Raw genomic sequence first — 23,791 nt, 5'->3', positions numbered from 1 at the left:
CGCGTTAGAGGAACAGGCCGCGCACCAGCGCCGTCGCCCCGCCCAAGAAGGCGAGTCCGAGCGCGATGCGGTGGGCGATTGTGGACGGCACGCGCGGCGCCAACGTGGTGCCTGCTGCAATACCCGCCACGAGGGCTGTCAACGTAGCGGCCCACAGCGCGGGCTCGATGGCGGTGATATCGGCTGCACCCGAGAGCACTTTCGCCGTGAACGACAGCGAGCCGCCGACCAGAAAGATCGGCTGCAGCGTCGCGGCGTACACCTTCTGCGGCCAGCGCGCGGCCTCCGCGTACACGGTGATCGCGGGGCCCGCCACGCCAGCGAGCGTGTTCATGAACCCGCCGATGGCTCCGGACACGGCGGCGGGCAGGGCGCCTTCCACCTGCGGCACATAGCGCTTGCCCAGCGTGACAATGGACAGTGCGAGGAGCAACAACGCGCCGACGAGGATAAGCAGCACGTCCGTCGGCGCGTTGGCGACTACCCAGGCTCCTGGCACCACGCCGAGGACCATTGCCAGCGCGATGGGGGCGAATTTCTGCCAGTCCACGTCTGCGCGCATCCCCCAGGTATTGGTGGCGGCGTTGATGACTGCAAGCAGGTTGACCAGGAGCACGCCGTCAACGGGGCCGAGGAGCAACGAGAGCGCCGGGGCCGCAATCAACCCCACGCCCATGCCGGAAACACGCTGCATGGCAGCGCCGACGGCGACGGCAACCCCGACCCCGACAACCTGCAGCATTAATGGAACTTCTTCAACATTGCCTCGCGGACGGTATCAGGCACAAGTCCCGTGACATCGCCGCCGTACTTGGCCACTTCTTTGGTCAACGAGGACGAGATGTAGCCGTATTTCTCGTCCGTGAGCAGGAAGTACGTGTCCACGCCGGTGAGGCGACGGTTCATCTGGGCCATGGGTAGCTCGTACTCGTAGTCAAGGGAGGAGCGAAGCCCTTTCACCAACGCCGTAATGTGGTGGGCGGAGGTGTAGTCCACCAGCAGCCCTCCCCAGCTGTCCACGCGCACGCCATTGAGGTGCGCCGTGGCCTCGCGGATGAGCTCCACCCGCTCGTCGATGGTGAACAGGCCCGAGGTCTTTGTCGGGTTTCCTGTCACCAGCACCACCACCTCGTCGAAATGACGGGAGGCGCGGGTGACGATATCTAAGTGCCCGTTGGTGATCGGATCGAATGAGCCAGGGCACACTGCAGTTGTCATCTATTCCTCCCCTTCCGCGACCGTCTCGGCGTCCGGGTCCGCGTAAACAGCCATGTCCATCCGCGCAATACCGTAGAGCCGTTTTTTCAGCTTCTGGCCGGTGGGTGTGAACTCCCCCGGCCACGCGGTCTCCGGGCTCTCCCGGTGACGTTCGACCACGACCACGGCGCCGTCTCGAAGCACTGGCTTCAGCGCCTCCACCATCTCGGCGACAGCTTCATCCGCCAGCTCGTACGGCGGGTCAGCGAGCACCATGTCGAAGTGGTTGCGCGGAGCGCGGGCCAAGTACGTGGACGCTTTCACTGGCTCGACGACAGTGTTCGGGTGGCCCACCACGCCGGCATTGAACTCGATAATGCGCACGGCATCGGGGTTGTTTTCCACCAGCACCACCTCTGCAGCGCCCCGGGAGGCGGCCTCGAGCCCAAGTGCACCGGAGCCGGCGAAGAGGTCGAGCACGTGCTTGTCCACGAAGCCGAAACGGACCTGCAGGGAGGAGAACAGGCCCTCCCGCGCGCGGTCAGAGGTGGGGCGAGTGCCCTCTGGCGGCACCTTGATTTTCCGGCCGCGGGCCTCGCCGGAAATGATGCGGTTCATGGCCACAACTCTAACGCGCTAGCTCTTGTCCAAATACTCAAAGTCCTCTGCCACGAAGTCCGCCGTGGCGGCTCGGGCGAATTCGAGGTTGTCGGCCACCAGGCGCGCGGCGTCGTCGTAGGCGCGGCGGACCACCTCAAAGTCCTCCACCAAGTTCAGAAGCCGCAGTGTGCGATGCGTGCCGGACTGTTGTTTACCCAGCACGTCGCCCTCGCGGCGGTTCAGAAGGTCGAGTTCCGCCAGGGCGAACCCGTCGGACGTAGCTGCGACTTGGGCAACCCGCTCAAAGGACGGCGTGTGCTCTTCCGCGAGCGTATGGAACAGGCATAGGGACTGGTTACCGCCACGCCCCACACGCCCACGCAACTGGTGCAGTTGGGACACGCCAAAGTGTTCCGCTTCGCGCACCATCATCACCGTCGCGTTGGGCACATCCACGCCGACCTCGATGACGGTGGTGGCGACCAAGACATCCACTCCACCGGCAGCGAAATCCGCCATCACGGCATCTTTTTCCTCGCCGCTCATTCGACCATGGAGGAAGGCGACGCTCAGCCCCGCGAACTCGGTGGAAGCAAGCTCGGCGAACATTTCGAGCACCCCGCCCTCGCCCTCAATGCGCGGGCACACGACATAGGCCTGGTGCCCGGCGGCGACTTCCTCCCGGATCTTTTCCCACGCCCGCGCGACCCAGCGCGGCTTGAACTCCGGCACCACCGCGGACTGGATGGGCTTTCGCCCCCCGGGCAGCTCGCGCAGGGTGGAGACTGCCAGGTCCCCGAAGACGGTCATAGCGATCGTGCGCGGGATCGGCGTCGCCGTCATCACCAGCAGGTGAGGTGTTGTCTCCCCCGCCTTGGCACGAAGAGCGTCCCGTTGCTCCACCCCGAAGCGGTGTTGCTCATCCACCACCACCAGGCCTAACTGGAAGAAATCCACACCGTCCTGGATGAGCGCATGGGTCCCGACCACGATGTCCGCCTCGCCGGAGACGATCTTCAGCAGTGCGTCCTGTTTCTGGGCCGCGGACATTGATCCGGTCAGCGCCACCACCCTGGCGGGCACGCCCGCGTTCATGAGCACCTGGGTCATCGAGCGGGCGTGCTGCATCACCAACACCTCGGTGGGCGCTAAGAATGCGCACTGCGCGCCGTTGTCCACGGCTTGGAGCATCGCGATCAACGCCACGATGGTCTTGCCGGAGCCCACCTCGCCCTGCAGCAACCTGCTCATCGGCACGGTATCCGCCATGTCGCGGGAGATCTCCGCAACTACCTCGTCCTGTCCGGCCGTAAGCGGGAATGGCAACCGCTCCACCAACAGGTCTTGGTCCCGGCGAGCGACGCGCGGCAGTGCGAGCGCGGTGCGCGCCTGCGCATCCGCCCGCCGCACACCCATGGCAAGCGCGACTGACAGCGCCTCGTCGTACTTCAGCCGCTGCAGGGCTCGCGACGGGCCGTCGGGCCCCGGCTCGTGGATCTGGCGCACCGCCGAGTTCAGGGGTACAAAGCCGATGGGGGTGAAACCGAGAGGCTCGTCGATAGGCGGCAGCGACTGCAGCACCTTATGAACGGCGCCCATGATGGTCCAGGTGCTGACGTTTTTCACCGCCGGGTAGATGGGCAGCCACTCGCGCCCGCGCAGCATGTCCTCGATGTCGCCGAAATGCCCCAGCTGCTTGAGCGATCCGGTGGCCTCCGTCGGGCCGTCCAGAAGCACGAAATCCGGATGCGACAGCTGCGGCTGGTTGCGGAAGACGTCGTACTTGCCGGTAAGCATGACGCGCCGGCCCTCTTTGAGCACGCGCTGCGCGTAGTGGGACCCGAAAAACGTGGCCAAAAACACCTGGCGGCCGTCGTCGACGTGCACCTTGTAAATCGGCCGTTTCGGCTGCTTGTTGGTAGTGAACTGCTCGGTGGCGGTGACGGTGCCGATGACGGTGAGCGTATCGCCCGGCTCTACCCCGGTAAGGTCGGCCCCGGTGCCGTAATGCAGGTAGCGGCGCGGATAGTGGCGCAGCAGCTCCCCGCACGTGTGGATGTCGAGGTGCTTGCCAATCGCCTTGGCCTGCTTCAACGGAATGACCAGGTTCAACGGGCGTGTGTCCTCGAACCCCAGCATGTCACTCCACCCCGATCTCCGCACAGGCTTGCAGACCGTCTGCAGGATAAACCATCACGTCGACGCCAAGGCTCTGCCCCAGCCGCTCCAGCGCCTCCGCGTGCAATTCATCCGGGTCGAAAAGGATGCTCACCTGCTCGCCGCCGTGTTCCAGCAACCGCCTGCACGCGCGCTCAACCGCCTCCAACGGCTCGTCCGCGATGAGCATGTGCTCGCCGCGTGTGGTGACAACCACGTCGCCCTTGGCCACCGCCCCCGACACCGTGAGCGCCCCCTTCTCGGCACGAACGGCCAAGGCCGTGCGCATCTCCCCGGCCGCCTCTGACATGGTGAACGCGGCAGTGGCGAGCGGCTGCGCGGGGTCGTGCACGGACAATGCCGCGATGCCGGAGATGAGCCGCACGGTGGGCAGGATCGTGATGGTTTGCTCCACGGCGCGCGCAGCGTGCTCGACCTCCGCGAGCTCACTGTTGCTGAGCTGGCCGTTGGGCAACACGATGACCTCCTCGCTGCCCGAGCGCGTGATCGCGTTCAACATGGCCTGAGCCACGTCAGGGCCCGGCGCGACTGTCACCGCACCGGATGCCCCGTACAGTGACGCGATGGAACCCGGCGGCGTCACTGCGATAACGAGACGCGCGGGTGCCCCGCGGGGCGCTTCGCCTGGGAGCACCTCCAGCCGCAGCTCGCTGACCTCGCCGGCCGCGAACGCCGCCTCGATGACTGCGCCCGCCTCGCGGGAGTGGATGTGCACCCTGCCGTCCTGCTCGTCGAGCCGCGCGATGACCAGGCTTTCGCCCATCCCGGCAAGCTGCTCCTGCAGCGCGTCGAGGTCACCCCGGAAGTTGAACATCACTTCCAGCTCGGCAGCCACACCGTGGCCAGCGTTCGTGGGCTCGTGCTTCACGACGTCCTCCGGCTCGCCCAGCGGCTGGGCGAGCGTCTCCAGCACCGCCACGAGACCCGCCCCGCCGGCGTCGACCACGCCCGCCTCGCGCAATTCGGGCAGCTGGGTCTGGGTTAACGCCAACGCGTTGCGGGCGCCTGCGGTCGCCGCGGTTGCCACGTCGCCGAGCGAACGCCCCTCGTTTGTCTGGGCTGCCTCGGCGGCGGAGCGCAGCACGGTGATGATGGTGCCCTCAACCGGCTCGGCAATCGCACGGCCGACAAACCCAACAGCGCTGTTCAACGCATCCGCCAGCATCTCCCCTTCTTCGATGTCGCGCCGCGACGCCTGGGCGAGGCCCCGCATGACCTGGGAAAGGACCACGCCAGAGTTGCCGCGCGCCCCTCGCACCGCACCCACGGAGAGGGCCTCCGCCACCTCGGTGAGGGTTGCCTCCTCAGGTAACTGCGACGCCTCCTGCACCGCGGCGGCCATGGTGTGCGCCATGTTCGAGCCGGTATCCGCGTCGGGCACCGGGAAGACGTTGAGCTTGTTGATTTCGGCGCGCCTGCGTTCCAGCTCGCCGGCGGCTCGGCGCGCCCATGCGAGCAGACGCGTGCCGTCGGAAAGTGGAGATGCGGACATGCTGGGAGAGTTTACAGTGTCTGGTTAGAGCGCCCAGTCCACCGGCTGGGCACCCATCGCCTCGAGCGCTTCGTTGGCGCGCGAAAACGGACGGGAGCCGAAAAATCCCCCGGACGCGGACAGGGGCGAGGGGTGCGGCGATTCAATGCGCGGGGTGTCGCCGAGAAACCTAGCGGCGGTTTGCGCGTCGCGCCCCCACAGCACCGCCACCAACGGCGCATCGCGTTGCACCAACGCCTCGATGGCAGCCTGGGTGACGGCCTCCCACCCTTTCCCGCGGTGGGATGCGGGTTTACCGGGGCGCACGGTGAGCACCCGGTTAAGCAACAGGATGCCCTGTTTGGACCAGGAGCTTAAGTCCCCGTCCGCGCGGGGCGGAAAACCCAGGTCGTCCTGGAGCTCCTTGTAGATGTTCACCAGAGAACGCGGCGCGGCCACCCCGGGCTGCGTGGAAAAGGCGAGCCCCATCGGGTGGCCCGGCGTGGGGTACGGGTCTTGGCCGAGGATGAGCACCCGCACGTCGTCGAACGGGTCAGCGAAGGCGCGCAAGATGTCGTGGCCTTTCGGGAGGTACTTGCCTTCAGCGCGTAAAAAGTCCCCCATCGCGTGGATCTGGTCTTCCACTGGGGCCAGCGGCGCCTGCCAGGTTTCGTGTACCGGAAGCATCAGAAGCTCTCCCATCCTGCGTCGGTGGAGGACGCGGAGCCGTCGATACGCACGCCCGGCTTTTTAGAGACGGTACCAATGGAACGAAAACCCACGGGCGCAGAGCCCTCGATCGTACCGACGAGCGTGTGGTCCTCTCCGCCGCCGAGCACCCATTCCCACGGGTCCACCCCGAGCAGGCTGCCAGCCTGCACGAGGAGCGCATCGGGGGCCAGCGCGTTGGACGCCAGCTCGATACCCACGTCCGAGGCGTCCGCTATCTGCGAAATGTCGCGAATGAGGCCGTCCGAATTGTCCGTCATCGCGCACGCACCCGCGGCGCGCGCAACCACCCCGCTGCCCGGCGTCAACTGCGGCACCTGGTGCGCGGCTACCAGCGGCTCGAGCTCCTCCGGAATCTTTACGCCGGCCTGCAGTAGCGCAAGCCCGGCAGCGGAGTAGCCGAACTGCCCGTGGGCGATCACGCGGTGGCCGGGGCGCGCGGCGCCCAGCGTCAACGGCGGGCGGTTGCCGCCGAGCGTGCCGATGGCCGACACCGACACGACCAGGCGCTCGCCGCTCGTCACGTCCCCGCCGACGAGCTCGCAGGCGTACTGGGCGGCCATGTCCCCTGCCCCGCGGGCGATGTCCTCCATCACCCGCACCGCTGTGTCGGGGTGGGCCGAAACGGCCATCAGGGCCGCGATAGGGCGCGCGCCCATGGCCTCGATGTCGGCAAAGTTCTGCAGCGCCACTTTGCGGCCCACACAGTAAGGAGTCGTGGTGTCAGCACTGAAGTGGATGCCCTCCACGGACATGTCGGTAGCGGCGACAACCCGCGAATTCGGGGCAGCGGGGGCCAGCACCGCGGCGTCGTCGCCGTTGACCGTGGACGGGGCCTGCGCGCGGATGCGGTTGATCACCTCGCGCTCTCCAAGCTCACGCAAGGTCGGCCCGCCGGTGGGAAAGCCTGTCTCAATCACGTCCTCGCCAGCCCTTTCACTACAGTTGCCGCCATGAGCTCGACGGCGCACGACCCACAGATTAACCGCACGACCATATACATCAGCCTTGGGCTAGCTGTACTGCTGGTGCTCGGCGTCCTAGTTGGTGCGCGGGTGTACTTCCAGCGTGTCGCACTTCAGCCTGTGGCGATGACGGAACTGCCCGCGCCTGAAGCAGATTCTCCCGAGTGCGCCGCCCTTGTCGACGATCTCCCAGACACCCTCGCCGGCCTCAAGCGCGCCGAGTTGGCCCAGCCCGCGCCCGACGGGGCCGCCGCGTGGCAAGCCTCCTCCACCGAGCGCATCACGCTGCGTTGCGGTGTGGACGCGCCGGCGCAGTACACCCCCTATGCCGCCACGGAGGACCTGGGGGGCGCCCGCTGGCTGCGCGTAGACGATCTCACCCCCGGCTCCACGCTCGCCACCTGGTACACCGTGGACCGTTCACCAATCTTGGCCGTCACCGCCGATCTGCAGCAGCTGCGCGACGGCCAGCCCCCGGTGATGTCCCTGCCCACCGGCGCGCTGACCGGGCCCGCCCCGGAGCAGCGCACCGCCCCGCTGTCGAACCTCGCCGAGGCCGGCGACACCGGTAGGTGCGACGCCCTGCTCGCCGCCGCGCCGGAGACAATTGCTGACGGTTACACCCGCGTCGACGTCGCTAGCCCGCACACCGTGGCGTGGTCGGCGCCGGGACGCGATGCGATTGTGCTCCGCTGCGGCGTTGCGGAGCCGGAAAATTACGGGCCGGGCGCGCGCCTTGATCAGGTCAACGGGATCCCCTGGTTCGAGGACGTGAAACTTGCCAACGGCACAACCGCCTCCACCTGGTACGCCATGGGCCGCGACGTCCAAGTCGCCGCTTCCTTGCCCCAAGCGGAGAGCAACGAGGCAATCACGAATTTGACCAACCTCATTGCGGAGCACACCACGGAGCGGTGACCGCCCGGCCCCTGTGTTGGCGCGGATCCAGCTACAAGGATCCAGCTATTCGCGCCCAGGAGGCCGTTAGCTGGATCCTTGTAGCTGGATTTGGGCAGTGCAGGCGGGCCCCAGGGCCACAAGCGCGCCGCGGAAGGACACTGACCTAGCGCAGCGCCGTACGCACCAGGGTGTCCAGCAGCTGCGGGTACTCCAGCCCGGTGGCAGCCCAGACCTGCGGGTACATCGAGATCGCGGTGAAGCCGGGCATGGTGTTGACCTCGTTAAGCACCGGGCCGCGGTCGGTGACGAAGAAATCCACGCGAGCCAGCGATTTGCAGTCCAACGCGTGAAAACACGTCACCGCCATTTGTTGCAGCTGGGCGATGAGCTCGTCCGAGTACGGCGCCGGGATGCTCGCGGTAACGCCTTCTTCCAGGTACTTCGTTTCAAACCCGTAGAAGCCCTCCGCGGAGTCTTCCGTGCCGTTGAGCCTGGCGGGCACCGAGGCGGTGACGGTCCCGTCGGGCCGCTCGAGCACGCCCACCTCCACTTCGTCCCCCACCAGTTCCGCCTCGACAATGACCTTGTCATCGGACTCTAAGGCGAGCGCTACCGCCGCCGGGAGCTCCTCCCAGCTGGTCACCTTGGACACGCCGATAGAGGACCCGCCGTTCGCCGGCTTCACAAACACCGGCAGCCCCAGGTGATCGCGCTCGGCGTCGGTGAGCTCGCGGGCGCGGTCCAAGATCACCTCGCGTGTGACCGGGATCCCCGCCGCCGAGACCAGCTTCTTCGTGTACTCCTTGTCCATGCCGCACGCGGAGGCCAGCACTCCCGGGCCCACGTACGGCACGCCGGCGAGCTCCAGCAGCCCCTGCACCGTGCCGTCCTCGCCGTACTTGCCGTGCAGTACCGGGAAGACGGCATCGACCGTGGTCAGGGGCTCGCCGGAGGCGACGTCGTAAAGCAGGCCCTTGCGCTGCGGGTTCAAAGAGAACGCAACCTCGCGCCCGTGCTTGACGACGGGAAGCTCCGCCCCCTCCGCCGGATTGGTCACGCCCTCGACCCACACGCCGTCCTGGGTGATGCCGATGGGAAATACCTCGTACTCGGCGGGCATGTGCGACATGACCGAGTCGGCGGAGATGCAGGAAATGGAGTGCTCGGTGGACATGCCACCGTACAAAACAGCAATGCGGATCACGGGCGTTAAGCCTACCGCCCCCTACTCCGCCTTCTTGCTGCGCCCCATCAGCGCGGCAATTGCGTCGGCCACCTTCATCCCCTCGTGGCACACGGCGTAGACGGCCTGGGTAATTGGCATCTCCACCGAGTGCTCCGCGGCGAGCTGGAAGATGCTGCGGGAGGACACCACGCCCTCCGCCACCTGGCCTTTCGTGGCGGCGCGCGCTTGGTCCATGGTCGCGCCCTGGCCTAACGCGGCGCCGAACGTGCGGTTGCGCGACAGGGGCGAGGCACAGGTGGCCACCAAATCTCCCATGCCGGCAAGGCCCGCGAACGTGCGGGCGTCTGCCCCCAGCGCGCTGCCCAGTCGCGTGGTTTCCGCCAGCCCGCGGGTGATCAAAGTGGCCAGCGTGTTGTCGCCCAGCCCCTGGCCCGCGGCCATGCCGCACGCGAGCGCAATGACATTTTTGGTGGCGCCGCCGATCTCGCACCCGGCGACGTCGGTGTTGGTGTACGGGCGCAGGTAGCCCGTCGCGCACGCAGCCTGGACCAGCTTGGCACGGTTCTCGTTGGCGCAGGCGATCACGGTGGCGGCAGGCTGCTCCTGCGCGATCTCACGCGAGAGGTTCGGCCCACTGAGCACGGCAATGCGGTCCTCGCTCGCGCCGGTGACTTCCGCGATGATCTCGCTCATCCGCATATGGGTGCCGGTTTCGATGCCCTTAGAGATGGACACGAGCGTGGCGTCCCCCGGCAGACGCGGCGCCCACGCGGTCAGGTTCTGGCGCATCGTTTGGCTGGGCACTCCGAACACGACGATGGCGGCCCCGTCGAGCGCTTCCGCCGCGTCTGATGTGGGATGAATCGCCGCCGGCAGCTCAATGCCAGGCAGATACTCGGGGTTCTCCCGCGTTGCTTGGATGGTGTTAGCAAGGCTGTCCCTGCGCGCCCAGAGGGCCACAGGGTTGCCAGCGTCTGCGAACACTTTGGCAAGGGTGGTCCCCCACGAACCTGCGCCCAGTACTGCCACGTTGACCATCGGTGCGTCCTCCCAGCGTTTTCAACCGCTTCAACCTACCACCCAGCCTGGACGTAGCGCGCCCGCCAGGTGTGCGACACAATGGCATGTATGCCTAAACACGACGGCCATCTGCACGAGCAGGACAAGGACACGCACGGCGAGATGTTCCTCACCGGGCGCCTCCAAGAAATTCCCAACCACCCGCACGAGGAATTCGAGCGCACCACCTTGGCCGCTGGCGCGGTCCTGTGGCGCGGGGACCTCAACACCCCGGACTCCGTCGAGGTGGCCTGCATCCACCGCCCGCATTACGACGACTGGTCGCTGGCCAAAGGCAAGGTCGATCCCGACGAATCCTTGATCCAGACCGCTGTGCGCGAGATCAAGGAGGAGACGGGCTACGACGTGCGGCTGGGCAAACTGCTGGGCAAAACCGTGTACCCGGTGAAAAAGACCACGAAGGTGGTCTACTACTGGACGGGCGAAGTCACCGGCGGCGAGTTCACGCCCAACAACGAAGTGGACGAGATCCGCTGGCTGCCCATCGACCAGGCCATCCCCCTGATGACGTACGACTTGGATCGCCAGGTGCTGCACAAAGCGAAGAAACGGTTCGGCACCCCAGCGGATGCGCGTGTGCTCTACGTGCGCCACGCGCGCGCCCACGACCGCGAGAAGTGGTCCGGTGACGACAACCTGCGCCCCCTGGATAAGAAGGGCCGCCGCCAGTCCGAGATGCTAGTGCCGTTGCTCAGCGCGTTCGCACCGGAGCGGATCTACTCCGCTGCGCCCGAGCGCTGCCAAACCACCGTCGCCCCGCTTGCGGATGAACTCGGGTTGGACGTCGGGGTGAACGAGCGCTTCGGCGACGACGCCTGGCTCACCGACATGGTCGGCGCACAGCGCGCGTTCACTGACGTGATTGCGCAAGGAGGCACCAGCGTCATCTGCGCTCAGGGTGAGATCATTCCGGGCATGCTGGCCTGGCTCTCTGCACAGGGCACCCTGCCCATCGACACGCACATTCACGCCAAGAAGGGATCCGTGTGGGTGCTGAGCTTCCGCGACGGCCAGCTCACGGGCGCGGACTACGTGCCCTCCGCGCTCCCGGTGTTGTAGTACAAGAAAGGAACGTACATTCCCATGACTTCCCCATCCCAGACTGCGTTTCCCCCAGTGTCGCAGGACCGCATCGCCTCGACGCTTACCGCGATGGATTTGAAGTTCTACCGCGAGGGCAACGGCGAGGTCCGAACCGCATTTCCGGGCCTGGTGGTCTTCTTCGAGGTGGAAAACCAAGGTTTTAAGGCCACGTCCCGGTGGATGGCCGTGCTGGATCAGCCCGCGGACGTGGAGACGTTGCGCGAACTCGCCAACTCCCTCAACCGCTCCCTGCCGCTGGTGCGGGTGCACCCCGTGCAGCGCGAGGACGGCACGGCGATCGCGATCATGGAAGCGCCGTTTTTCTCCGGAGACGGGTTCGCCGACCAGCAGCTGCGCGAGATGTGCGAATACTTCTTCTCTGCGATCCACCACGTAGCGGGCAAACTGCGCGAGGCCTTCCCGGGCCGCGAGGAATCCTTCACCGATACCGCTAAGGAGGCGTAAACCATGGGCACTACCGACACATTGAAGCCACTCACCATCCAGCGCGCGAAAGACGTCTTTGCCAAGCAGGGCTGGCAGTACGACGACGCGGGAGAGTTTTCCATCCGCTCCGGCTTCGCCGGAATTGGGCTGGAGATAAGCCACATCGAACCGAATGTGAACGTGATCTCCACCGTGGCGGTGGACTCGATTGGCCAGGACCGCTACGAGGAGGTCCGCGAGTGGGTCGAGCAGTACAACTACACCAAGGCCTATCCCACCGTAACGGCGTTGAAGGACGCCAACCGCGGCATCACGGCGCTCGGCGTGGCGTACAGCATGCCCGGACACTGGGGCTACACGGATGCGCAGTTTGAATCCCACGTACTCACGGGCATCCAAGGCGTGGTGGCCGCGTCGCGGGACTTCCTCGCTGCGTTCGCGCCGCAGGTGCTTCAACAGATCGACGCGATGGCGCAGCAGGGTTAGATTTTCCGCGCCCCCTAGCGCACGGCCGGCTTAAACGCGGGCCGCTGCGCCTCAAAGCGCTCGATGGCGCCCTCGTCGCGGAGCGTCAAGCCGATGTCATCCAGGCCCTCCATGAGGCGCCAGCGGGTGTAGTCGTCCACCTCGAAGACGAAGGTGTTCTCGCCGACGGTGACCGTGCGGTCCTCCAGCGACACGGTAGCGGTCTCGCCCGGGTGCTGCTCCAGGTGCTTCCAGATCAGCTCGATGTCCGACTCAGGCAGATTGGCGGCCAGCAGGCCCGCCTTGCCGGAGTTGCCGCGAAAAATGTCGGCGAACCGCGGGCTGAACACGGCGCGGAAGCCGTAATCCATCAACGCCCACACAGCGTGCTCGCGCGAAGATCCGGTGCCAAAGTCGGGCCCGGCAAACAAGACAGAGCCGTTCTTGTACGCGCCCTGGTTCAGCACAAATCCGGGCTCGGTTTCGCGCCAGTTGGAAAACAGCCCGTCCTCAAAGCCGGTACGGGACACACGCTTAAGGTAGCGCGCCGGGATGATCTGGTCGGTGTCCACGTTTGACCGCGTCAGCGGCACGGCGACACCGGTGTGGGTAGTGAACTTCTCCATTGGGGTGCTCCTTTACAGGTCAGCGGGGCTGGCAAGGTGTCCGGTGACGGCGGTTGCCGCGGCGACAAGCGGCGAGACGAGGTGCGTGCGCCCGCCGGGGCCCTGGCGGCCTTCGAAGTTGCGGTTGCTTGTCGACGCGCTTCGCTCCCCCGGCTTGAGCTGGTCCGGGTTCATACCCAGGCACATCGAGCACCCGGCGGTGCGCCACTCGGCGCCAAAATCGGTGAAGATCCTGTCCAGACCTTCCTCCTCCGCCTGCTGCTTCACCAGCGTGGAGCTGGGCACGACCAGCATGCGGGTGTTCTCCGCGATGGTGCGGCCCTTGACCACCTCGGCTGCGGCGCGGAGGTCTTCGATGCGGGCGTTAGTGCAAGAGCCCAAGAAGACCGTGTCGATGGTGATGTCGCGCAGCGGAGTGCCCGGAGTTAAGTCCATGTACGTGATCGCCTTCGCCGCGGCTTGCTTGGCGGTCTCATCGGTGAAGTCCTCTGGGTCCGGCACGGCCTCTGCCAGCGGCAGGCCCTGGCCGGGGTTGGTGCCCCAGGTGACAAACGGGGTGAGCGCCGCGCCGTCGATCTCCACGACGGTGTCGAACTCCGCGCCGTCGTCGGTGGGCAGCGTTTTCCAGTACTCCACCGCCGCGTCCCAGTCCGCACCCTTCGGGGCGTACTCGCGGCCCTGGACGTAGTCGAAAGTCTTCTGGTCCGGCGCGACCATGCCCGCGCGTGCGCCCGCTTCAATGGACATGTTGCAGATGGTCATCCGCGCTTCCATGGACATCTTCTCGATGGCCTCGCCGCGGTATTCAATGATGTGGCCCTGGCCGCCGCCGGTGCCGATCTTGGCGATGATGGCCAGAATGAGATCTTTCGCGGTCACTCCTTCCTGCAGCTCGCCGGTAACTTCGACGGCCATGGTCTTGAACGGCTTCAGCGGCAGGGTTTGGGTGGCCATGACGTGCTCCACCTCGGAGGTGCCGATGCCCATGGCGATGGAGCCGAACGCTCCGTGCGTGGAGGTGTGCGAATCGCCGCACACAATGGTCATGCCCGGTTGCGTGATGCCTAGCTGCGGGCCCACGGTGTGGACGATGCCCTGCTGAATGTCGCCCATCGGGTGCAGCGTCACCCCGAACTCCTCGCAGTTCTTGCGCAGGGTAGCCACCTGGGTGCGCGACGTGGGCTCGGCAATCTCGATGAGATTGCCCGAGGTGATTCCCTCGGTGGGCACATTGTGATCTTCCGTTGCCAGGTGCAGCTCCGGGTGGCGCAGCGAGCGGCCGGCCATGCGCAGCCCATCAAACGCCTGCGGTGAGGTCACCTCGTGCAGCAGCTGGAAGTCGATGAAGATGAGGTCGGGCTCCCCGTTGTCTCCTTGTTTGACCACGTGGTCGCGCCACACCTTTTCCGCCAACGTCAACGGCTTTTCCGCCATAGGAATCTCCTTCGCACTTCTTCCCCACAGTCCCACATAATGAGATGTTAGGATTCGGACTGTGAGACAGTATAACGAAGGCTCCGGCATCAAAGTGCTCGACCGCGCGGTCGCAATTGTGTCCGCGGTCGCGGCCGGCGACAAATCGCTCGCCGAACTCAGCGACGCGACCGAACTGCCACGTGCCACCGCCCACCGTATCGCGACCGCGCTCGAGGTCCACCATGTCCTCGCCCGGACCGACCGCGGCGAGTGGTCCCTCGGGCCCGCACTTCCCGGTTACACCGGAGGCCCGTCGCCGAAGCTCATCGCCGCCGCCGCACCAGTCCTTCGTGACCTTGTCGCGGCGACCGGCGAGTCCGCGCAGCTCTACCAGCTCACCGGGACCACCCGTACGTGCATCGCAGCCGAGGAGCCGGAAAGCGGCCTGCACAACGTCGTGCCGGTGGGCTCCCAGCTCACCCTCACCGCGGGTTCCGCCGCGCACGTCTTCGCGGCGTATTCGCGTATCGACGCCCCCTTCGGCGACAACGACCTCGAACAGGTGCGCGCGGACGGCTACGCGGAGTCCGTCGCTGAGCGCGAGGTGGGCCTGGCGTCCGTGTCGACTCCGGTATTCCAGCCCGACGGCGCGCTCGTCGCGGTGCTTTCCATTTCCGGTCCCGCCGAGCGGCTCAAGCCGTCACCCGCCGCGAAATGGAAATCGGAATTGCTTGGGGCGAGAAATCAACTCGAGCGGGCCCTGTAGACGGCGGCAAGCAGCCGGCTTTACCCGCGGTCGATCGAGTCGAGCTCCGCATCAGGCCACACCACATTCTTGGCCAGGGGGATCTGGTGCGAAGCGCTTTCCAAAATGTGCATGAAATACCCCGCCGCATTGGGGATGGCCACGATGTCGCCCGGTGCCACCCCCGCGGGGAAGCGGATCTTGCGGCGCAGAATGACTTCGTCCTCAATGCAGTATGCGCCGACCAAAAACGCCTCAAGCGGCTCTCCGTCGGGGTGACGCTTCACCAGCACCGGATCGGTGAGGTAATCGTCCGACGTCGTGCGGCACTGGGTTCGGTTCATTTCCAGCCCGACGAGGGGCACACCGTCCGAGCGGGTCTTCACAAACGCCACACGGGCGAGGATGACGCCGCAGCCGTCCAGCAGCGAGCGCCCCGGCTCGAGGTGCAGCCTTAGCCCCCGTTCGCGCAGCCCCTCTCCGATACCATCTGCCAGCACCTGGCCCAGCCACTCCCCTCGCGTGGGCTCCTGCCAGTACGGGTAGGTGTTCGTCAGCGGGTCTGCCTTCCACGTGAATGCCTCGGCGTACCCGGCGCGTTGGGTGGCAATGGCGTCCTGGTAGTCCTCCCACTGCTGCTCGTGCGCAAGATAGCGCATGGGCACGCCGCCCCCGATGTCGATGAATTCGGGGGTGTGGCCGGCGGCCGTCAGGGCGTCGATAAGCTGCATGCACTCGCGCAGCGCCGCCGAGCGATCCGCGGCCGCGTACCCGTGCAGGTGAGCGTGGACGCCGACGACGCTCACGCTTGACGACGGCTCACGCAAGTGCCCCGCCCAGTCCCCCAGCCGCTCGCCGAAGCGGGTGGGCGGCATCGTGTCCGGGTCTGGGGCGAGGCGCGGAGCGACGCGGGCCGTCGCCCCGGAGGTTTCGGCCAGCGTACGGATGCGGTCGTACTCCGCGCGGTTGTCGGCGGAGATGACCACGCCGTTGTCGATGGCCAACTGCAAGAGGCGGTCAGGCTTAATGGCGGCGGACAGGATAATGCGGTCTCCCGGCACGTTGTGGGAGAGCACCTGCCGCAGCTCGTTCTCGCTGGCCACGTCGACGCCGTTGCCGGTATCGCGGGCCGTGTCCGCGAAGACGAGTGCCTTGTTGGCCTTCCTGGCGTAGAACACCTTCGTTTCCACGCCAGCGCGCCGCCCGGCCTCGACGAGCTCGTCGATGCTGGCCTGCATGGGGCCCGGGTGCACGACGTTGACGGGGCTGCCGTATTGCTCGATCAGCGAGTGGCAGGCCTCCGGGTCTGCGAGCAGCTCCTCCGACCAGTCGAAGCGCTTCGGTTCCAGCGGCGGCAGGCCGTGGACGCGATCGGGCTCCTGCATCGCCGAGGCGCTGACGCGGCCGGCCCAGCGGTCGATGACGTCGTGCTCAGTGCGCTTGAGCGTGTCGTGGCCGAGGATGAGCCCCTCGTTCATGCGCCCGGCAGCCGCGAGGTGCTCTTGGCCCACTAGCGTGCCGTCCGGTGTCACGTGCAGGGCATTCGTGTCGGCATAGCGTTGCCCGACGCCCGCCTCCACCAGGTTGCCCACGAGCGTGCCCTCGACAACGCCTGGCGGGGCGAGGACGGCGTCGATGACCACCGTCGCGCCGACTTCACCCGCGAGCTCTTGCAGGTCCTCCTCACCGCGAGCGATGAGGTCGGTGCGGACTCGGCCGGCGTCGATCATCTGCAAGAGCAGTTCTGCAGACTCCGGCGGCGGCCCGAACGCGACACGCTCCATCGTTCGCGTGAAACCGTCAAAATCTCGGCCACCGAGCGTCTCGCGGCCGCCGAAGGAGGCGCGCTCAATGAGGGCATCGTAAGTCTCGCGGAATGCTACCTGCGCGGCCAGCACCGGCGTCCAAGGCCGCTCGCCGCGGGACGCGTCAAGAGACGCCCGCAATTCGGCTACGGCGTCGCCGGTGAAGTCCTTACCGGCGAAAACGGCTCGGATGTCGTCCGCGCTCCCCTCCCCACCGACGATGCCCAGAATTTCAGTTGCGCAGCTGACAAGGATGGCTCGCAGTTCGTCCAGGTCGCGACACCGGAGTATGGCCCGCGACGCCGCACCGATGTGCGGCTTGGCCCGACGCTTCGCCTCGCCATCCAGGTAGGCCTTGGTTTCCATGAAGCGCCCGGTGCGGGTGACCGGGTAGAAGACTTTGGCGTCGGCGTACTTCACCACATCGATGAACGTCAGCGCCGCGCCGCGCACCAGGGCGACGTCATCAGTGCCTACAGCGTCGAGGTTGGTTGCCGGGTACGCGGGTGCCCCCACTTTCAAGCCCGCCAAGTCGCGGTGCGCGAGCGAGCCGGGCCAATCGTGGGCGTGGCCGGTCGCGATGAGTACTTCGTCGAACCGCTCGCCGAGCACGTCCACACCGCCCTCGTTTGGCTCGACCGTGTCGACGTGTTCCACGCGGTGGGTCACGCTGCAGCGCGGCGGTAGGTGCTCTTCCAGGGCGCGCCAGGAAGCGAGCATGTGCTCGCCCGCATGCCGGCGGCCCGGAAATTCGCCGGCGAGCTTGTCGTCTGCATCGAGTGGCCCGAGCCGGGTTTCCATGATCGACTTTGGCGCATTGAGGATCCACGCATCAGGCACGGATGCGCCGAAGGCGCCTGGCGCAGATGCTTCCGGCAACGGGCGGTCGTTGAAGACCGTCAGCGAGATGCCGGCGCCTCGCTGCCGCGCACGCTCCATTAATGCCTCTGCGGCCCACAGCCCGCGCGGTCCCGCGCCGATGATCGCAACTTTCATTCCAACCCTCCAATGTGCGCTTCAACCCATTCGTCGTTGTACACCGTGTCCAGGTACGCCCTGCCGTCGTCGTGGAAGACGCCCACGATCTCATCGGCAGCACCTTCGTCGATCAGCCGGGCGACAGCCGCGGCGACCGCGCCACCGGATGCCCCAGGCACGAATCCGGTAGACCGTGCCAATCCACGCGCCGAGCGCACAGCGTCCGCCGCAGACACCCGCACCACCCGGTCGGGCGTCACCTCCTTGGAAAGCTCAGTGACCACGCCCGCGCCGTAGCCGGGGAGGATGCGCTCACCGCGGTCGCCTCCGAAAAGCACCGAGCCCTCTGCATCCACTGCGACGACCTTCGTGCCGTAGCCGTGCTCGCGGATGTGCTTCAGGCAGCCGCCCACTGTGCCGGTGGTGCTCACCGCCACCGCGAGCATTTCGGGCGCGTGCCCGAGCTGCTGCACAATCTCGCGCATCGTGCCCTGGTCATGCGCGTCGAACGCCGCACGGTTGGAGTACTGGTCTAAGTTCACCGCCCCGAGTTCCCGCTTCAGCTCGGCCACTAGGTTGCGCCGCGCGGTGAGCCAATCGCCCGTCTCCGGGTCTGGTTCCTCCACCGGGTGCAACACCGCCCCGAGGGCGGCAATCATCGCCAGCGTTGACTGGTTGGTGCGCGGGTCGACGACGCAGTGGAACTCCCACCCGCCGACGGCCGCCTCGCGGGCCAGAGCCACGCCCAGGTTTCCGGAGCTCGACTCCACGACGACGCTGCCCGGGCCGAGCACGCCGCGCTCGATGGCGTCGGCGACGAGGGCGCGGGCTGTGCGGTCCTTGGCGCTGCCGCCGGGGTTGAAGGACTCGAGTTTGGCCCAGACCCGGGCGTTCCCGCCACCGAGCTCGGGAAGGGAAACGAGGGGCGTGCCGCCCACAGCGGCGAGCAGGCCCGGGGATAATTCGGAGAGCATGAACGCCAGCTTATGCGTTTCGGGCCGGCGGGGCCGCCGCGGGGCGTTTCCCTTAACGCTCCATTCGAGGGTACGCTCGTCACGTGAGAAAGAGCGGGCAGATTCTTGGACGGGACATTCGACGCCTGCTGCGCGTTCCCCGGGCCTTCATCATCATTGTGGGCGTGCTCATCATCCCCTCGCTCTACGCGTGGTTCAACATCAACGCCTTCTGGGACCCCTACGCCCACACCCAGAACATCCGCATCGCGGTGGTCAACAACGACCGCGGCGCCTCCGCCGAGCGCGTCGGCGACGTCGACGTCGGCGAGCAGATCACCGAGCAGCTCAAGAGCAACGACAAAATCGGGTGGGTGTTCCTCCCCGAGGACGAGGCCCGCGACGGGCTCATGCGCGGCGACTACTACGCCATGTTCCTCATCCCGCCCGAGTTCAGCGAGGACCTGCTGAGCCTGGTCAGCGGCACATACACGCAGCCGGTGCTGGAGTATTACGTCAACGAGAAGAGGAACGGCGTCGCCCCCTCGATCACCGACGCCGGCGCCTCCGCCGTCGACACGGCCGTGGCCGAGGCCTTCAAGAAGAAGGTCGGCGAGGCCGCGGCGACCGAGCTGCGCAACACGGGGCTCGCGTCGCGCGATGACGCCGAGAAGGTCCGAGGCAAGGCCTCCGGGAGCTTCGGCCAGATCGCCGCCAACCTCGACGCCGCCCAGGGGCGGGTGGCCACGATGAAGCAGAGCATCAGCGGGGCGCGCCCGGTCGTCGCCGAGCTGAACACCCTCGTCGGCTCCGTCGACGACACCCTCGGGTCCGTGGACTCCTCCCTCGGCGAGGCCGAGGGGATCATCGCCGAGCTGCAGAAGTCCTCCGCCGGTTTCAGCGCCGACACGTCGACCGCGCTCGTCGAGTCCACCAACGCGCTCAGCCTCGGCGCCGCCTCCGCCAACGCCTCCATCGCGGAGGCGACGGACCAGCTCGGCACCGCCCAGGGGCGGGTGCGCTCCGCCGTCGGCGAGGTCGACGGCGTGGTCAAGCAGGGCGAATCCGCCGTCGCGCAGCTGCGCGCCTTGTCGGCCGGGGCGGCCCTATCGCCCGAGGTCCGCGCTCAGCTCGACGCCGCGGCCAGCGCGCTGGAGGAGCGTACCGCCGCCTCCCGCGCCGTCCTCGACGGCCTGAACAACGTGGACCGCAGCGCGGGCGCCGCGCTGGCGTCGATAGGCGAGCTCGGCGACTCCCTCGAGACCGCGACCGGCGACGCCAACGCCGCAGCGCGCGACGCGAGCAAGCAGCTCGGCGAGTCCGTGCCCGCGATCAACGCCTCGCTCGCGCAGGCCTCCGGCAGCATCGCCTCCGTGCGCGGCGCGCTGAGCAGCCAGCGTGCCCTGCGCGAGGAAACGACCTCCCTGCTCGCCGGGGTGGACAACCAGCTCGCGGCCAGCCTCGGCATCCTCGACGAGGTCTCGGGCAACCTCGGCACGCTCGCCGACGGCGCCCGCTCCGCCCAGTCCGACATCAACGCCCTCCTGGCCAGCTACAACTCGAAGGCCCTCAACACTGTCACGAACCTCAACTCCGCGAAGATCGGCGAGTACATCTCCTCGCCCGTCACCGTCGAGCAGCAGGCCGTCTTCCCCACGGAGAACTACGGCAGCTCCATGGCCTCCTTCTTCACCAACCTGGCCCTGTGGATCGGCGCGTTCGTGCTGACGATCATCTTCCGCGTCGAGGTCGACACCGAGGGCTTCCGCCGCCTCACCGTCGGCCAGGCCTACCTCGGCCGCTTCCTCCTCTTCGCCACGCTCTCGGTGCTCCAGGCCGTCGTGGTGACGCTCGGCAACGTGGCCTTCGGGGTGCAGATGCAGTCCGTCACGGCCTTTCTCGCCACCGCAATCGCCATCGGGGTCGCTTACACGGGGATCATCTACTCCATCGTCTCCGCGCTCGGCCACATTGGCCGCGGCATCGCCGTCTTCCTCGTCGTCATTCAGATCCCGGGCGCGTCGGGCCTCTACCCCATCGAGCTCATGCCCGACTTCTTCCGCCACATCTACCCCTTCCTTCCCTTCCGCTACGGCATCGACGCGATGCGCGAGACCATCGCCGGGTTCTACGGCCATCACTACCTCCGCTTTATGGCGACGCTTCTCGCCATGTCCGCCGCCGCCTTCGCCCTGGGGTGGCTGTTCCGACTCACCTCCTCGCACGCCAACCTCCTGTTCAACCGCCAGCTCGCGCGCACGAACCTGATCACCAACGAGAAGGTGGAGGTCATGGGCTCGCCCTATCGCGCGTCCGACATCATGGCCGCCCTGTCGGACCGGGATGAGTTCCGCGGGAGCGTCGAGAAGCGGGCGCGGATGCTGCGGGAGAACTACCGCGCCCTCATCTTCGGCGGGATCGGCGCGGGCGTTGTCGGCATCGCCATCATCACCCTGCTCACCATGCTCCTGCCCACCGACAAGACGGTCATGCTGGCCATCGTCGTCGCCTGGTCGCTGCTGGTCGTCCTCTACCTCGGCGCGGTGGAGTACTTCACGCAGAGCCTCGTCGCCGCCGAACAGGTCTCGCGCCTCGGCGAGGCCGAGCTGCGCGACGCCGTGATCCACCGCCACGACTCCGCCGGCACCAGCGCCACCATCGGGCCCGCGGATGCCGAAAGCGAGGACACCAAGTGAGAACCGTCTTCTCCATCGCCTACAACGACCTGCGCCGGCTCTACACCAACGTCATGGCGGGCATCGTCATGGTCGGCCTGATCGCCATCCCCTGCCTCTTCGCCTGGTTCAACGTGCTGGCCACGTGGGACCCATTCGGCAACACCGAGCGCCTCAAGGTGGCGGTGGCCAACACCGACCGCGGCTACACGAGCGATCTCACCCCGCTGGCCGTCAACGTCGGCGACATGGTCCTCTCCCAGCTCTACCGCGACGACTCTATGGACTGGGTCATCACCGATGCCGACGACGCCATCGAGGGCACGAAGTCCGGCGAGTACTACGCCGCCATCGTCTTGCCGCCCACGCTGAGCGACGACATGTTCACCTTCTACGCCGGCGACGCCGAACCCAGCCGGATCGACCTTTACGTCAACGAGAAGAAGAACCCCATCTCCCCGCTGCTCATCTCCAACGGCACGCAGGGCGTCAGCGCCCAGATCAGCGCGTCGTTCACCAGGGCCCTCTCCCAGGTGTCATTCGGGGTGATCGAGACGGCCTCTGACTACTTCAACGAGGCGAAGACCAAGCAGGCGCTCGACTCCATCGAGAAGCGCACCGCCAGCGCCCGCGACCAGCTGCTCTCCAGCGCCAGCACCGTCGACGCGCTCGCCTCGCTCACAGAGTCGAGCGTGCCGCTCGTCGACAGCGCTGGGCGGATCTCCGGGGCGCTGGGCGACTCTCTCGGGCAAGTCCACCCCGTCGACCTCGGGGCCACCGGGGCGGGCCTCGGCGGAGACGGCGCGGCGCTTGCGGCGGCGCTGGGGGCGACGTCGGAAAGCTTTGCCGCCGTAAGCGACCGCGTCGACCAGCTGCTGGCGGACTCTTCCGCCACCTCCCAGGCCACCGCCGCGAGCCTGACGGACATTGCCGCGCGCATCGATGTCCAGGTGAAGCAATACACGGCCCTGCGCGACACCATCAACGGGCAGGTCGCCCCGGCGCTTCCCCCCGAGGCCCAGCCGGGGGTGCGCGCGGTGGTCGGCCACCTCAACGACGCCATCGCCCGCCAGACGGCCGTGCGCGACCGACTCAACGACGCCGCCGCGCGCCTCACCGCCGGGCAGGGCGGCCGGGACGGGAAGAACGCGGACCGGCAGGAGATCAAGGACTCGATCGCCCGGGCCCGCGCGGCGATGGACTCGGCCAAGAATTCCTACGAAACCGGGATCCGCCCGCGCCTCGAGGCGCTGTCGGGCTCGCTGGACAACGTCCGGGCGAACGTCGACAAGGCCCGCTCAGACATGGACGGCGTCTCCTCTGCCCTGGCCAACCGGCCCGGCTCGCTGCGCGACACCCTCGCAGCCTCCGGTGCGAACCTGCGCGACACGGCGGAATCTCTGCGCGCCAACGCGGCGAGGATGCAGGAGGCGCAGCGGTCGATCGCGCAGGCGCGCTCGAGCGGGGACCTGACGAAGCTGGCCGACCTCGTCTCCAGCCACCCGGAAGTGCTCGCCGACGCCCTCGTCGACCCAGTCAAGCTGGAGCGCAAGGAGGTCTTCCCCCGCGTCAGCTTCGGCGCCGGCATGGCCCCGCTCTACACGGTGCTCGCCCTGTGGGTAGGCGCCCTGTTGACGTCGGTGGCCGTGCGCACGGACGACCGCTCCATCGAACAGAACGTGGTCGATCCCGGCCGCCTCACCGCGGGCCAGAAGTACTTCGGCCGCTACCTGACGTTCGTGACCACCGGCCTGGCCCAATCCACGCTGCTCATTGCGGGGCTCATCGTTTACGTGGGCATCGAGCCCGCGCACCCCTTCCTCCTCTTCATGGCGGGGTGGGTCTCGAGCCTGGTCTTCCACCTGATCTGCTACACGCTGGTGCTCTCCCTGAGCAACGCCGGCAAGGCCTTGGGCGTGCTCATCCTGGTGCTCCAGGTCTCGGCGGCGGACGGAGCCTACCCGCTGCAGCTGCTGCCGGGCTGGACGCAGGCAATCAGCCCCTGGCTGCCCGCGACCTACTCGATCCGCGCTATGCGCGCCGCGGTCTTCGGCACCTACGGCTGGGACTTCTGGCGAGCCCTCGGCATCCTCGTCCTCTTCGCGCTGCCCTTCCTCTTCCTCGGCCTCTGGCTGCGCCACCGGCTGCACCACGCGATCAGCCGCATGGACGAGGCGGTTGCTCAGACCAAGGTGATGATGACGTAGGCCGCCCCCTACAGCTCGATGGTGCCGCGCACGCGCGGTAACCAGCCCGCCCACCCAGATGTCGCCTTTTGCACTTTTGAATGGA

The 23,791-nt window shown here is 67.2% G+C and carries 20 protein-coding genes; 7 read left to right on the top strand and 13 right to left on the bottom strand.

The annotated features are described in order from the left end of the window. Nucleotides 1-4 precede the first annotated feature (4 nt). The 7 genes from CUREI_RS05400 to CUREI_RS05370 are packed head-to-tail and all read right to left on the bottom strand — an operon-like array spanning nucleotide 5 to nucleotide 7,095. Nucleotides 5-742 carry a sulfite exporter TauE/SafE family protein gene (locus CUREI_RS05400; RefSeq protein ID WP_038611316.1) on the bottom strand — a complete coding sequence of 246 codons (738 nt, stop codon included), beginning with the start codon at nucleotides 740-742 and terminating at the stop codon, nucleotides 5-7. Then, the gene (gene coaD / locus CUREI_RS05395) at nucleotides 742-1,218 is read right to left on the bottom strand and encodes a pantetheine-phosphate adenylyltransferase (RefSeq protein WP_038611314.1); all 477 of its coding nucleotides are present in this window, start codon (nucleotides 1,216-1,218) and stop codon (nucleotides 742-744) included. The genes CUREI_RS05400 and coaD overlap by 1 nt, the downstream gene beginning before the upstream one ends. Beyond that, nucleotides 1,219-1,815, bottom strand: a complete 597-nt coding sequence (gene rsmD / locus CUREI_RS05390; protein ID WP_038611312.1) for a 16S rRNA (guanine(966)-N(2))-methyltransferase RsmD — start codon at nucleotides 1,813-1,815, stop codon at nucleotides 1,219-1,221. A gap of 18 nt (nucleotides 1,816-1,833) precedes the next feature. Then, on the bottom strand, nucleotides 1,834-3,936 hold the full coding sequence (locus CUREI_RS05385; protein WP_038611309.1) for an ATP-dependent DNA helicase RecG: 2,103 nt from the start codon (nucleotides 3,934-3,936) through the stop codon (nucleotides 1,834-1,836). A gap of 1 nt (nucleotide 3,937) precedes the next feature. Further along, complete coding sequence (locus CUREI_RS05380; RefSeq protein WP_038611305.1) at nucleotides 3,938-5,467, bottom strand: DAK2 domain-containing protein; 1,530 nt, start codon at nucleotides 5,465-5,467, stop codon at nucleotides 3,938-3,940. A gap of 24 nt (nucleotides 5,468-5,491) precedes the next feature. Continuing rightward, nucleotides 5,492-6,133, bottom strand: coding sequence for a uracil-DNA glycosylase (locus tag CUREI_RS05375; RefSeq protein ID WP_236627266.1), 642 nt, complete (start codon nucleotides 6,131-6,133; stop codon nucleotides 5,492-5,494). Then, on the bottom strand, nucleotides 6,133-7,095 hold the full coding sequence (locus CUREI_RS05370; protein ID WP_038611302.1) for a thiamine-phosphate kinase: 963 nt from the start codon (nucleotides 7,093-7,095) through the stop codon (nucleotides 6,133-6,135). The genes CUREI_RS05375 and CUREI_RS05370 overlap by 1 nt, the downstream gene beginning before the upstream one ends. Before the next feature lie 33 nt (nucleotides 7,096-7,128). On the opposite strand from CUREI_RS05370, the gene CUREI_RS05365 reads away from it, so the two are divergent. Beyond that, nucleotides 7,129-8,058, top strand: a complete 930-nt coding sequence (locus tag CUREI_RS05365) for a DUF3515 domain-containing protein (RefSeq protein WP_038611299.1) — start codon at nucleotides 7,129-7,131, stop codon at nucleotides 8,056-8,058. A gap of 145 nt (nucleotides 8,059-8,203) precedes the next feature. Here the strand turns inward: CUREI_RS05365 and CUREI_RS05360 are convergent, their stop codons facing one another. Both CUREI_RS05360 and CUREI_RS05355 read right to left on the bottom strand, forming a co-directional pair. Continuing rightward, the gene (locus CUREI_RS05360; protein WP_038611296.1) at nucleotides 8,204-9,244 is read right to left on the bottom strand and encodes a D-alanine--D-alanine ligase family protein; all 1,041 of its coding nucleotides are present in this window, start codon (nucleotides 9,242-9,244) and stop codon (nucleotides 8,204-8,206) included. Nucleotides 9,245-9,265: 21 nt separating this feature from the next. After that, a complete protein-coding gene (locus CUREI_RS05355) occupies nucleotides 9,266-10,264 on the bottom strand; it encodes an NAD(P)H-dependent glycerol-3-phosphate dehydrogenase (RefSeq protein WP_038611293.1) in 999 nt (332 codons plus the stop codon). Nucleotides 10,265-10,354: 90 nt separating this feature from the next. Between CUREI_RS05355 and CUREI_RS05350 the strand changes: the two genes are divergently transcribed. The 3 genes from CUREI_RS05350 to CUREI_RS05340 are packed head-to-tail and all read left to right on the top strand — an operon-like array spanning nucleotide 10,355 to nucleotide 12,322. Then, complete coding sequence (locus CUREI_RS05350) at nucleotides 10,355-11,365, top strand: NUDIX hydrolase (RefSeq protein ID WP_038611291.1); 1,011 nt, start codon at nucleotides 10,355-10,357, stop codon at nucleotides 11,363-11,365. 24 nt (nucleotides 11,366-11,389) lie between these two features. Next, nucleotides 11,390-11,854, top strand: coding sequence for a YbjN domain-containing protein (locus CUREI_RS05345; protein ID WP_038611289.1), 465 nt, complete (start codon nucleotides 11,390-11,392; stop codon nucleotides 11,852-11,854). A gap of 3 nt (nucleotides 11,855-11,857) precedes the next feature. Beyond that, nucleotides 11,858-12,322 carry a hypothetical protein gene (locus CUREI_RS05340; RefSeq protein WP_038611286.1) on the top strand — a complete coding sequence of 155 codons (465 nt, stop codon included), beginning with the start codon at nucleotides 11,858-11,860 and terminating at the stop codon, nucleotides 12,320-12,322. A gap of 14 nt (nucleotides 12,323-12,336) precedes the next feature. Here the strand turns inward: CUREI_RS05340 and leuD are convergent, their stop codons facing one another. Both leuD and leuC read right to left on the bottom strand, forming a co-directional pair. Beyond that, nucleotides 12,337-12,927: a 3-isopropylmalate dehydratase small subunit gene (gene leuD / locus CUREI_RS05335; RefSeq protein ID WP_038611283.1), complete on the bottom strand. Its 591-nt coding sequence runs from the start codon at nucleotides 12,925-12,927 to the stop codon at nucleotides 12,337-12,339. 12 nt (nucleotides 12,928-12,939) lie between these two features. Continuing rightward, on the bottom strand, nucleotides 12,940-14,361 hold the full coding sequence (gene leuC / locus CUREI_RS05330) for a 3-isopropylmalate dehydratase large subunit (RefSeq protein WP_038611280.1): 1,422 nt from the start codon (nucleotides 14,359-14,361) through the stop codon (nucleotides 12,940-12,942). A 61-nt stretch (nucleotides 14,362-14,422) separates the two neighbouring features. Between leuC and CUREI_RS05325 the strand changes: the two genes are divergently transcribed. Continuing rightward, nucleotides 14,423-15,109 (top strand): IclR family transcriptional regulator, encoded by a 687-nt coding sequence (locus CUREI_RS05325; RefSeq protein ID WP_038611277.1) that lies wholly within the window; start codon nucleotides 14,423-14,425, stop codon nucleotides 15,107-15,109. 20 nt (nucleotides 15,110-15,129) lie between these two features. Here CUREI_RS05325 and CUREI_RS11970 read toward each other — a convergent pair whose 3' ends face one another. Continuing rightward, nucleotides 15,130-17,889 (bottom strand): FAD/NAD(P)-binding protein, encoded by a 2,760-nt coding sequence (locus CUREI_RS11970; protein ID WP_038611274.1) that lies wholly within the window; start codon nucleotides 17,887-17,889, stop codon nucleotides 15,130-15,132. Then, nucleotides 17,886-18,845, bottom strand: coding sequence for a pyridoxal-phosphate dependent enzyme (locus CUREI_RS05315; protein WP_038611272.1), 960 nt, complete (start codon nucleotides 18,843-18,845; stop codon nucleotides 17,886-17,888). Before CUREI_RS05315 ends, CUREI_RS11970 begins: the two co-directional genes overlap by 4 nt. Nucleotides 18,846-18,928: 83 nt before the next feature. On the opposite strand from CUREI_RS05315, the gene CUREI_RS05310 reads away from it, so the two are divergent. Together CUREI_RS05310 and CUREI_RS05305 are read left to right on the top strand one after the other, a co-directional pair. Then, nucleotides 18,929-21,520: a YhgE/Pip domain-containing protein gene (locus CUREI_RS05310; RefSeq protein ID WP_051952223.1), complete on the top strand. Its 2,592-nt coding sequence runs from the start codon at nucleotides 18,929-18,931 to the stop codon at nucleotides 21,518-21,520. Further along, complete coding sequence (locus CUREI_RS05305) at nucleotides 21,517-23,706, top strand: YhgE/Pip domain-containing protein (protein ID WP_038611269.1); 2,190 nt, start codon at nucleotides 21,517-21,519, stop codon at nucleotides 23,704-23,706. Before CUREI_RS05310 ends, CUREI_RS05305 begins: the two co-directional genes overlap by 4 nt. Nucleotides 23,707-23,791 lie beyond the last annotated feature (85 nt).

It is taken from the genome of Corynebacterium ureicelerivorans (assembly GCF_000747315.1).
Taxonomy (GTDB): domain Bacteria; phylum Actinomycetota; class Actinomycetes; order Mycobacteriales; family Mycobacteriaceae; genus Corynebacterium; species Corynebacterium mucifaciens.
The sequence above is the reverse complement of the archived record's forward strand: the minus strand, read 5'-3'. Positions and strand labels throughout refer to the sequence as shown.

Coding starts and splice junctions, on each gene's coding strand:
- CUREI_RS05375 (WP_236627266.1), bottom strand. CDS start 6,133: ATGCTTCCGGTACACGAAACCTGGCAGGCGCCGCTGGCCCCAGTGGAA.
- CUREI_RS05365 (WP_038611299.1), top strand. CDS start 7,129: ATGAGCTCGACGGCGCACGACCCACAGATTAACCGCACGACCATATAC.
- CUREI_RS05315 (WP_038611272.1), bottom strand. CDS start 18,845: ATGCTCTCCGAATTATCCCCGGGCCTGCTCGCCGCTGTGGGCGGCACG.
- CUREI_RS11970 (WP_038611274.1), bottom strand. CDS start 17,889: ATGAAAGTTGCGATCATCGGCGCGGGACCGCGCGGGCTGTGGGCCGCA.
- rsmD (WP_038611312.1), bottom strand. CDS start 1,815: ATGAACCGCATCATTTCCGGCGAGGCCCGCGGCCGGAAAATCAAGGTG.
- CUREI_RS05350 (WP_038611291.1), top strand. CDS start 10,355: ATGCCTAAACACGACGGCCATCTGCACGAGCAGGACAAGGACACGCAC.
- leuC (WP_038611280.1), bottom strand. CDS start 14,361: ATGGCGGAAAAGCCGTTGACGTTGGCGGAAAAGGTGTGGCGCGACCAC.
- CUREI_RS05340 (WP_038611286.1), top strand. CDS start 11,858: ATGGGCACTACCGACACATTGAAGCCACTCACCATCCAGCGCGCGAAA.
- coaD (WP_038611314.1), bottom strand. CDS start 1,218: ATGACAACTGCAGTGTGCCCTGGCTCATTCGATCCGATCACCAACGGG.
- CUREI_RS05355 (WP_038611293.1), bottom strand. CDS start 10,264: ATGGTCAACGTGGCAGTACTGGGCGCAGGTTCGTGGGGGACCACCCTT.
- CUREI_RS05385 (WP_038611309.1), bottom strand. CDS start 3,936: ATGCTGGGGTTCGAGGACACACGCCCGTTGAACCTGGTCATTCCGTTG.
- leuD (WP_038611283.1), bottom strand. CDS start 12,927: ATGGAGAAGTTCACTACCCACACCGGTGTCGCCGTGCCGCTGACGCGG.
- CUREI_RS05380 (WP_038611305.1), bottom strand. CDS start 5,467: ATGTCCGCATCTCCACTTTCCGACGGCACGCGTCTGCTCGCATGGGCG.
- CUREI_RS05400 (WP_038611316.1), bottom strand. CDS start 742: ATGCTGCAGGTTGTCGGGGTCGGGGTTGCCGTCGCCGTCGGCGCTGCC.
- CUREI_RS05345 (WP_038611289.1), top strand. CDS start 11,390: ATGACTTCCCCATCCCAGACTGCGTTTCCCCCAGTGTCGCAGGACCGC.